This window comes from Dethiosulfatibacter aminovorans DSM 17477, assembly GCF_900142005.1.
GTDB lineage: Bacteria > Bacillota > Clostridia > Tissierellales > Dethiosulfatibacteraceae > Dethiosulfatibacter > Dethiosulfatibacter aminovorans.
This window is the reverse complement of the sequence record NZ_FQZL01000058.1, coordinates 1-7,702: the sequence shown is the minus strand read 5'-3', so window position 1 is coordinate 7,702 and position 7,702 is coordinate 1. Positions and strand designations below refer to the sequence as shown.

General features: G+C 32.4%; 8 protein-coding genes. 6 read left to right on the top strand and 2 right to left on the bottom strand.

All coding sequences use genetic code 11. The annotated features are described in order from the left end of the window. A partial coding sequence (locus tag BUB05_RS18055) for a Fic family protein (RefSeq protein ID WP_175548598.1) occupies window positions 1-623 on the bottom strand: 623 nt, incomplete at its 3' end. A 201-nt stretch (window positions 624-824) separates the two neighbouring features. On the opposite strand from BUB05_RS18055, the gene relB reads away from it, so the two are divergent. Both relB and BUB05_RS18045 read left to right on the top strand, forming a co-directional pair. After that, the gene (gene relB / locus BUB05_RS18050) at window positions 825-1,043 is read left to right on the top strand and encodes a type II toxin-antitoxin system RelB family antitoxin (RefSeq protein ID WP_073051143.1); all 219 of its coding nucleotides are present in this window, start codon (window positions 825-827) and stop codon (window positions 1,041-1,043) included. Continuing rightward, window positions 1,040-1,306 (top strand): type II toxin-antitoxin system RelE family toxin, encoded by a 267-nt coding sequence (locus tag BUB05_RS18045; RefSeq protein ID WP_073051141.1) that lies wholly within the window; start codon window positions 1,040-1,042, stop codon window positions 1,304-1,306. The genes relB and BUB05_RS18045 overlap by 4 nt, the downstream gene beginning before the upstream one ends. 369 nt (window positions 1,307-1,675) lie before the next feature. On the opposite strand, the gene BUB05_RS18780 is transcribed toward BUB05_RS18045, so the two are convergent. Further along, the gene (locus BUB05_RS18780) at window positions 1,676-1,837 is read right to left on the bottom strand and encodes a hypothetical protein (RefSeq protein WP_175548597.1); all 162 of its coding nucleotides are present in this window, start codon (window positions 1,835-1,837) and stop codon (window positions 1,676-1,678) included. 309 nt (window positions 1,838-2,146) lie between these two features. Here BUB05_RS18780 and BUB05_RS18040 point away from each other — a divergent pair, with 309 nt between their 5' ends. From BUB05_RS18040 to BUB05_RS18025, 4 genes are all read left to right on the top strand, one after another. Continuing rightward, a complete protein-coding gene (locus BUB05_RS18040; protein ID WP_073051140.1) occupies window positions 2,147-3,319 on the top strand; it encodes an NAD/NADP-dependent octopine/nopaline dehydrogenase family protein in 1,173 nt (390 codons plus the stop codon). Window positions 3,320-3,528: 209 nt separating this feature from the next. Continuing rightward, window positions 3,529-4,959, top strand: coding sequence for a sodium:solute symporter family protein (locus BUB05_RS18035; RefSeq protein WP_073051138.1), 1,431 nt, complete (start codon window positions 3,529-3,531; stop codon window positions 4,957-4,959). A 23-nt stretch (window positions 4,960-4,982) separates the two neighbouring features. Further along, complete coding sequence (locus BUB05_RS18030; RefSeq protein WP_073051136.1) at window positions 4,983-5,843, top strand: nitrilase-related carbon-nitrogen hydrolase; 861 nt, start codon at window positions 4,983-4,985, stop codon at window positions 5,841-5,843. 559 nt (window positions 5,844-6,402) lie between these two features. Continuing rightward, complete coding sequence (locus tag BUB05_RS18025) at window positions 6,403-7,254, top strand: MurR/RpiR family transcriptional regulator (RefSeq protein ID WP_073051135.1); 852 nt, start codon at window positions 6,403-6,405, stop codon at window positions 7,252-7,254. The last annotated feature ends 448 nt before the right edge of the window (window positions 7,255-7,702 follow it).

The following is a 7,702-nucleotide window of genomic DNA, read 5'->3' as shown; positions in this document are numbered from 1 at the left end:
CTGCTCATCCTGCCATTTCCATCATTGAATGGATGAACACACAAAAAATCAAGTATAAATATTGGTATCAGCAGCAGTGGATCTACAGATTCCTTTTGAAATGCTTCTATGAATCCGTCACACATGGTTTCCATTGTTTCTTTTGTTAAATATGCCGGAACTGGTCTGAACCTAATTTTTTTCCTACCTAATGCATCTTTTTCCTCAATTACATTATCAACATTTTTATATTGTCCCCCTGCCAAGCCGCTATTATAAACATACAGATCTCTGTGCATCTGCAATATCACATTAGACCTCGGTACTATATAATCATAATTTTCATGAATTGTATTCAATACTCCCCTATATCCTGCTATTTCTTCTTCATTTCTATTCTTTGGTTCAGTTTTTTCATTAACCAACTCATCCAGTCTTTTATCACTGGTATATATACCTTCAATTCTATTGGATGCACCTGTACTCTGAATTTTTGCCACCTTTACCATTGCTTCAAGAACGTCAGGGTATGATTCCATATACAACTCCTGCTTACCTCTGAATTCATGAATTTCCAACAATAGTGACACGATATCCTTATTATATAAATCTATATCTATATTTGAATAATCAAATTCTCTCATTCTGCATCCCCCTTGTTTATTCTGCATAAATCATAGCACAAAATATTCAGATTAGCAAATTGATATGCAGAAAACTTTGACATATTCCATCTCAAACAAATAATGATATATTAGCACATATATGATTTTCATTTGAAAATCAAGAACTGTATGGTATAATAAACTTAGATGTAATACACAGTAATACAAGGAGGTGTTGATATGAGCACTGTATCTTTGAGATTGAATGATAGAGATGATGCCCTGATTCGTAAATATGCTGAAATACACAATATGGACTTGTCTTCCTTTATCAGGCAGGCTGTATTGGAGAAAATTGAAGATGAATATGATCTAACTCTTTTCAATAAAGTTTGGGAACAAGAAAAAGATGAAGAACGAATAAGTCATGAACAGGTTAAGAGAGAATTAGGTTTATGAAATACAATGTAGAATATACAAAAAATGCATTGAAACAATTAAAGAAACTGGACAGACAGACTACATCATTTATTCTATCATTCATTGAAAAAAGGCTTATCGGATGTGATAATCCAAGACAATTCGGAAAAGCATTACAGGGAAACATGAATGATAAATGGCGGTATCGTGTCGGCGATTACAGAATCCTGGCTAAGATTGAAGATGAACGAGTAATAATAACAGTAATAGAAATCGGACACAGAAGAGACATATACAAGTAAAACAGTATATGTCTCTTTTTATATATTAATAGTAATGTATTTGGTCAATCAAGGTGAATCTTACCACAAGTAGGCAAAGTCAGACGAGTTCATAAGGACTCGTTTTTATTTTTTTGAAAAATTTTTCAATAGAGGTTGATAAAACCATATAAAATCCCTATTAAGTAATATAAGACAAATTATTGATCAATAAAATTGTCTAAATAAAACTTAAAGAAGAAACAATTATGTCATATGCAAAAAATGAATATATCGAAACAATGATTCTTACAGAAGAGGAACTTTTTCAAATCCATGATGCTAAATTTTAAATTATATAAGAACAGAAGGTTATGAGAAGTAGAATGAAAGTAGTCTAGTTACTGCACTTTAAGCATCAGCAACAATGCTCTCACTTGCATTTATGTTGCCAATACCTGTAACTTTGGCTGCAGATGTAATATCAATAGCATCATGGCCTAGTAAACTTGCTAATTGGATTGAAGTCTGCGAAATCGGAGAAGATATCTTGTACAAGGCATATTCGCCCATTCACAAGACTCCTGGTGCAAACAAGATAAAACTAGAGGTTCTATTCCTTAAATTTATAGATAAAGGTTATAGCATCTGCCATGGTCAGCTCCTTTTTTATATACATATGCTATCACTTTTCCACCGCACTCCAATAAATTCTACAATTAATGTTCACTTAAAAAAAAAATAAAAATATTTTTAAAACCTCATTGACAAATAATATTATTATGATAATATGTAAATATAATAATATTATTATCACAATATGTGGATCTAGAACTTTATTTTCCCGGGAAAAATTTTCATATCAAATTTAAGGAGAAAAAAATGAGTACACTAAATATTACTGTATGTGGTGGTGGTAATGGCGCACATGCATGTGCTGCTTTAATGGCTCAGCAGGGTCACAAAGTCCGTTTATTCAGCCCGATAACCTACGAAATAGAAAACATACGAAGAAATTATTCTGAAAATGATGGATTAAGTATCATTGAGTCTAACAAAGTGATTAACAAAGTAAAACTAGAGCATATTACAGATGATGCTAACACAGCATTTCAAAAAGCATCAATAGTGTTCGTAATAGTTCCTTCGTTTGCACACAAGCCAATCTTCAGACATATTGCAAAAAACATTGAAAAAGACGCTTTGGTTGTTGTAATGCCTTGCCGTGGATTGATGGAATTAGATGTGAAAAGGTTTCTTCCGAACATTTCGGTTATAGCATGCCAGACGCTTCCATGGGCCTGTAGATTAGAAAAACCTGGAAGTAGAATAAATATTAAGGGGGCCAAAAATAAAATCCAAGTTGCACACATGCCATTTGTGCTTAATGAGATATACGATCATTTGTTAGAAGAACTTCTCTCCATGAAAATTGAAAGAGTAAAAAACATGATGACTATGACTTTCGCAAATATTGGTCAAATATTTCACCCTGGTATAATGTATAGTCAGTTCAAAAGCAATCCTAATCAGGAATTTTCTAGAGAAGATACACCTTTATTTTATCAAGGAGTAACTGCTGAAGGTGCTGATATTCTTGAGCGTCTAGCTCATGAAATACATGAAATTACACTTGAAGTTGCAAAAATTGATGATAGTATAGAACTTGAAAAAATATTATCACCTAGCGAATGGTTGATGGAATCTTATGGTAATCAAATAGAAAATCGCAGTACACTACAAACAATGCTAAATAGTAACACTGCCTACAAAGGCATCACTGTACCTACTATTGAAATTGACAAAGATAGATATATGGCTAATTTTTCTGCTCGTTATGTTACCGAAGACGTACCATATAGTTTATTAGTAACTAGAACTATTGGAAATATATGCGGTGTGGAAACACCTATGATGGATGAAGTTATAAACAGCCTAGGTTCTTGGATTGGTCAGGATTGGATAGGACAATTTGAAATTGCTCAAAAACTCAGTACTCACAGTCGTTTACCTGTATTTTACGGTTGTGAAACAATATATGATTTTATTAACTAGTACAACTCAAATATTTGTTATCTCAAAATTATAGTTTTGTGCTACAATATTACATATTCTATTATCAATATAAAAAATAAATATTTTATTAGCATTGAATACATTTATTAATTGAGCACTTTAACCAAGAATTATTAAAGCGCCCAATAAAACAATGAACATGAAATTATGATAATGTTCTGAATTTTTTTTAAACTATGGAGGATTATATGAATCAATCAATGGCAGTATTATTAGCAACAACACTAATTCTAGTTGCAACATTTTTTGCAACTTCATTTATTAACAATAGACAAAAGAAAAAAGTCGTAGGAAATGCATCAGAAGATTGGGATGTTGGCGGAAGAAGTCTTCCACTCTATGTAGTAATTGGTACACAGTTTGCTACTGCTATGGGTGGTGGTATTTTAGTCGGTCAAGTAGGAAATGGATATCAAAATGGATACTCAGTATTTTTATATGGAATTCTTTGTCAGTTAGCATTTATTATTTTAATGTTTATTGCAGACTGGCTACGTGATAATAATTTTGCTACAATTCCAGAAATACTGCAGCACTTCTCTGGTCCTAACAAGACTGTAAAGATTTTAGCTGGTATTCTAACTATTATAGTACCTTTTGGTTGGATTTGTGGTCAACTTTCGGCTTTTGGAAAACTATATTCTACTTTAACCGGATTTTCACCTACAATTCTTACTATTACACTTGCAGTAGCTAGTTTGTTTTTCGTCATGCCTTCAGGACTTAAAACCGTAGCATGGACCGACTTTATTTTTGGTATTCTTATGGTCATCTTTGCTTCTGCTGTCTGTTTTCATACCCTTAGTCTTGCAGGTGGAATGGAAAACGTTCTTGCGAATGTCCCTCCTGAAATTGTGCAATTCCCTAGCTCAATATTCAGCGTAGGTTTATATACTTCAGTACTTTGGGTATTCTCGCTAGTTCCAGGTGGACTTACAAATCAAATGTACTATCAAAGAATTTTTGCATGTAAAGAGCTTAAGGAAGTTAAAAAAAGTCTTTGGATTACTGCTTTGGTTTGTATAATAGCTTACTTTTGGGCAGTTACTGTTGGTCTTTCCGTTAGATCAATAAATCCTGGCCTTGGGGCTGATAGAGAAATGGCTACCGGATGGTTGTTGACTCAACTTCCTACATGGCTAGTGGCTATTTTTTCTGGACTTATCATAGCAGCCATTCTTTCTACCGTTAGTAGTGGTGTTCAGTCAATTGTAGTAAATTTAAATCGTGATATATATCGAACTCTTCATCCTGATTGTGATAGTAGCAAAGTTCTTAAGATCTCTAAATTTCTATCTGTAATAGTGATTGCAACAGCAGTTGTTCTTTCTCTTGCATTCCCATCTGTAATAAAAATGATAGTAACAAGTTATTCTTTCTCAGCAGCAGGTCTTCTTTGCCCAATATTTGTAAGCTATGCATTTAGAAACAAAAACTTCATAACCAAGAACGCTATACTTGCAGGAATGATAGTTGGTATTATTGCCTGTATGGTATCTATGCTTTTCAATACTAGTATTCCATATGTTATTTGGGGAATCATCCCTTCTGGTATATCTATGGTTGTTGTTAGTAAGATAGAACAAAAAGAGGATGAAATTAATAGAATTGCAAAATAATAAACCAATAATATGGAGGAATAATGAGCGAAGAAAGAATTGAACTATTTGTTAAAATCGCATGTATACAAACAGAAGTTAAACTGAAAGACAAAGAAGCTAATATGGCGATTGTTATTTCACTTATGGAAGAAGCGAGTACTAATGGAGCTAATTTAATTGTTCTTCCAGAGCTATTCAATACTGGATATACATTCAATAATCGAACTGAAATTACTTCCTTAGCAGAACCTATTCCCGAGGGAAGAACAGTACAAGAACTTATAGATTATGCTAAGGAGAAAAATATTTATATAGTTGGTTCACTACCTGAACGTGAAGGTATTGATTTATATAACACATCTGTTTTGGTTGGTCCAAATGGATATATTGGAAAGTATCGTAAAACACACTTATGTGGAGATGAAATATATTGGTTTGAGTCTGGAAATCTCGGATATCCAGTATTTCATACTGAAATTGGTAGAATAGCCATGATAATATGTCTAGATGGATATTATCCCGAAACATATCGAATTTGTGCATTACAGAAGGCAGACTTGATTTGTATACCAACAAATTGGGCACACTGTGATCATCTTCCAGCACCATGGCATACTATGGGGCCGACACTTACTATGGCAAATGCTCTTTCAAATCATATTTTCGTAGCTGCATGCTCGAGAGTCGGACAAGAACCAGGCATATCATATGCTGGCCATAGTTTGGTAGCGAGTCCAACCGGAGCTCCAATTAGCACAATTGCTGGAAAGAATCAACAAATTATATATGCTGAATGTAATCTAGCCGATACGAGAAATCGATATCTTGATAAGACGAATTCCCGTCTTGCAAATAGACGAACTGATCTTTATGGCGAGTTCCTTGGATATTCAACAAATTAACATATCTACTATTTATCTAAACTTCAAATACATTGATTTTTAGAATTATATATGAATCAATCAAGCATATTTTAGCCGCTAAATTGTTCATATCAAACTTTTATTATTTACTGAATAAAAGACAATTGATATGAACGATATAGTGGTTATTGCGTTAAATGATCTATACCTTAAAGATGTTTATTGCAATAATTATGCTTTTTATGCAAATATAAAATATTTATTTTTTTTTAACTAAATATATTATCATTATGATATTATATTTATACAAAAAGTAATATTAAATGAATACTCCAGTGTATTTTTGACGAAAATCTGGTAAAGTTGATACCATCATTCTGGCAATGAATACAACTGTATCTCTCATGAAGTAAAAAGAAAGTTAAACATAACAGATTTAGCCTGCGAACCAAATTGGTAGAGTCACCAGGTCCATGACATGTCACACTTTGCACAATTATATCTCGTCACCCTATATTCGGATTACATTATTAATAATCCGGATAAATAGTACAATTTGTTTGGAATATTTATATTAAATAAAAATTTAGGAGGCACAATGGATGAATTACTTAGTAAAATAAATGAAAGCTTACCAGACTTACCGCAAGCACAAAAGCAAGTGGCAATTTTTGTCCTAGAGAATTACAGAGACATTCCATTTCTTTCAGTTGTAAATATGTCAAAACTCATAGGAGTAAGTGAAACCACAATCATAAAATTTTGTGTTTTAATGGGATTCAGTGGATTTTCCACATTTAAAAAAGAAATATCAAATTATGTACAAACTGGCATAACAATGTATAATGCACTTGAGGATAACCTTTCAGATATTGAAGAATATGGTACTTATGATAAAGTACTAAATTATGATCTTAACAATATTCAAAATACACTAAATAATGAAATCAATAGAAATAATCTAAAAAAACTTGTAAATAAAATTGAAGAAGCTGATAATATATATGTTATTGGATTTCGTACATCTGCTATTTTAAGTGAGTATTTATCCTTGATTTTAAGACAACAAGGTAGAAAAGTATCATGCATCATTCCAGGACTAGGCGATTATGCGGATAAGCTATGCAGCATAAAAAAAGATGATCTTCTTATTTCATTTTCATTTAGTCGCTATTCAAGAGATGTCATAAAAGCAGTACGCTTAATGAAGAGTAAGGGAGTAACTTGTGCAGTATTTACAGATTCTGCAGCATGTCCCCTCTATAGTCTAACAGATATTGTTTTTCTTTGTGAAACAAAATCATCACATTATTCTACTTCATATGTTGGTTGTTTCTCATTATTTAATGCACTTTTCACCGAAACATCCTTAGTCCGTAAGGAACAAACTACAAATAATTTAAAGAAACTCGAAAGTATACTCAATGAATTTGATACATTTTCATATTAATTTAGATAATGTACCTCAACAATGATATTGCGTTATAAACGATTCTGGCACATAGACCGCTTATAAAATAAAGAAAAGATTCTTATATATTCTTTTCCAATTTCAAAGTAAAAACTATAACGATTATGATAAATAAACATGAAATATATAATGGTACCGCTTGTCAAGACATAAATTCCAATTATCTAAGTTATGAACTCCTTTCGTTTTAAGATTTCGGATTTATCAACATACCCTAAGATATATAGATTTTAAAAGAATTTTAATTCATTAATTTAGAGCACTGAATAAATCTGGTGCCGATTTGCCATTGACATGGAGCCTCTGTCGATATGGATAGTTCGCCTAAGGCGGAAACATGTAGGCGCTGCGATTCAAAAGGCTACCATATCGCCTTCTCCAAGTAAATGGTCCGCAAGCCAAATCTGTTTTAGTTAGCAGAAGGGTT

Excerpts from the sequence above, each read along its gene's own strand:
- BUB05_RS18040 (WP_073051140.1), top strand. The coding sequence starts at position 2,147 with ATGAGTACACTAAATATTACTGTATGTGGTGGTGGTAATGGCGCACAT.
- BUB05_RS18035 (WP_073051138.1), top strand. The coding sequence starts at position 3,529 with ATGAATCAATCAATGGCAGTATTATTAGCAACAACACTAATTCTAGTT.
- BUB05_RS18045 (WP_073051141.1), top strand. The coding sequence starts at position 1,040 with ATGAAATACAATGTAGAATATACAAAAAATGCATTGAAACAATTAAAG.
- relB (WP_073051143.1), top strand. The coding sequence starts at position 825 with ATGAGCACTGTATCTTTGAGATTGAATGATAGAGATGATGCCCTGATT.
- BUB05_RS18030 (WP_073051136.1), top strand. The coding sequence starts at position 4,983 with ATGAGCGAAGAAAGAATTGAACTATTTGTTAAAATCGCATGTATACAA.
- BUB05_RS18025 (WP_073051135.1), top strand. The coding sequence starts at position 6,403 with ATGGATGAATTACTTAGTAAAATAAATGAAAGCTTACCAGACTTACCG.
- BUB05_RS18780 (WP_175548597.1), bottom strand. The coding sequence starts at position 1,837 with ATGGGCGAATATGCCTTGTACAAGATATCTTCTCCGATTTCGCAGACT.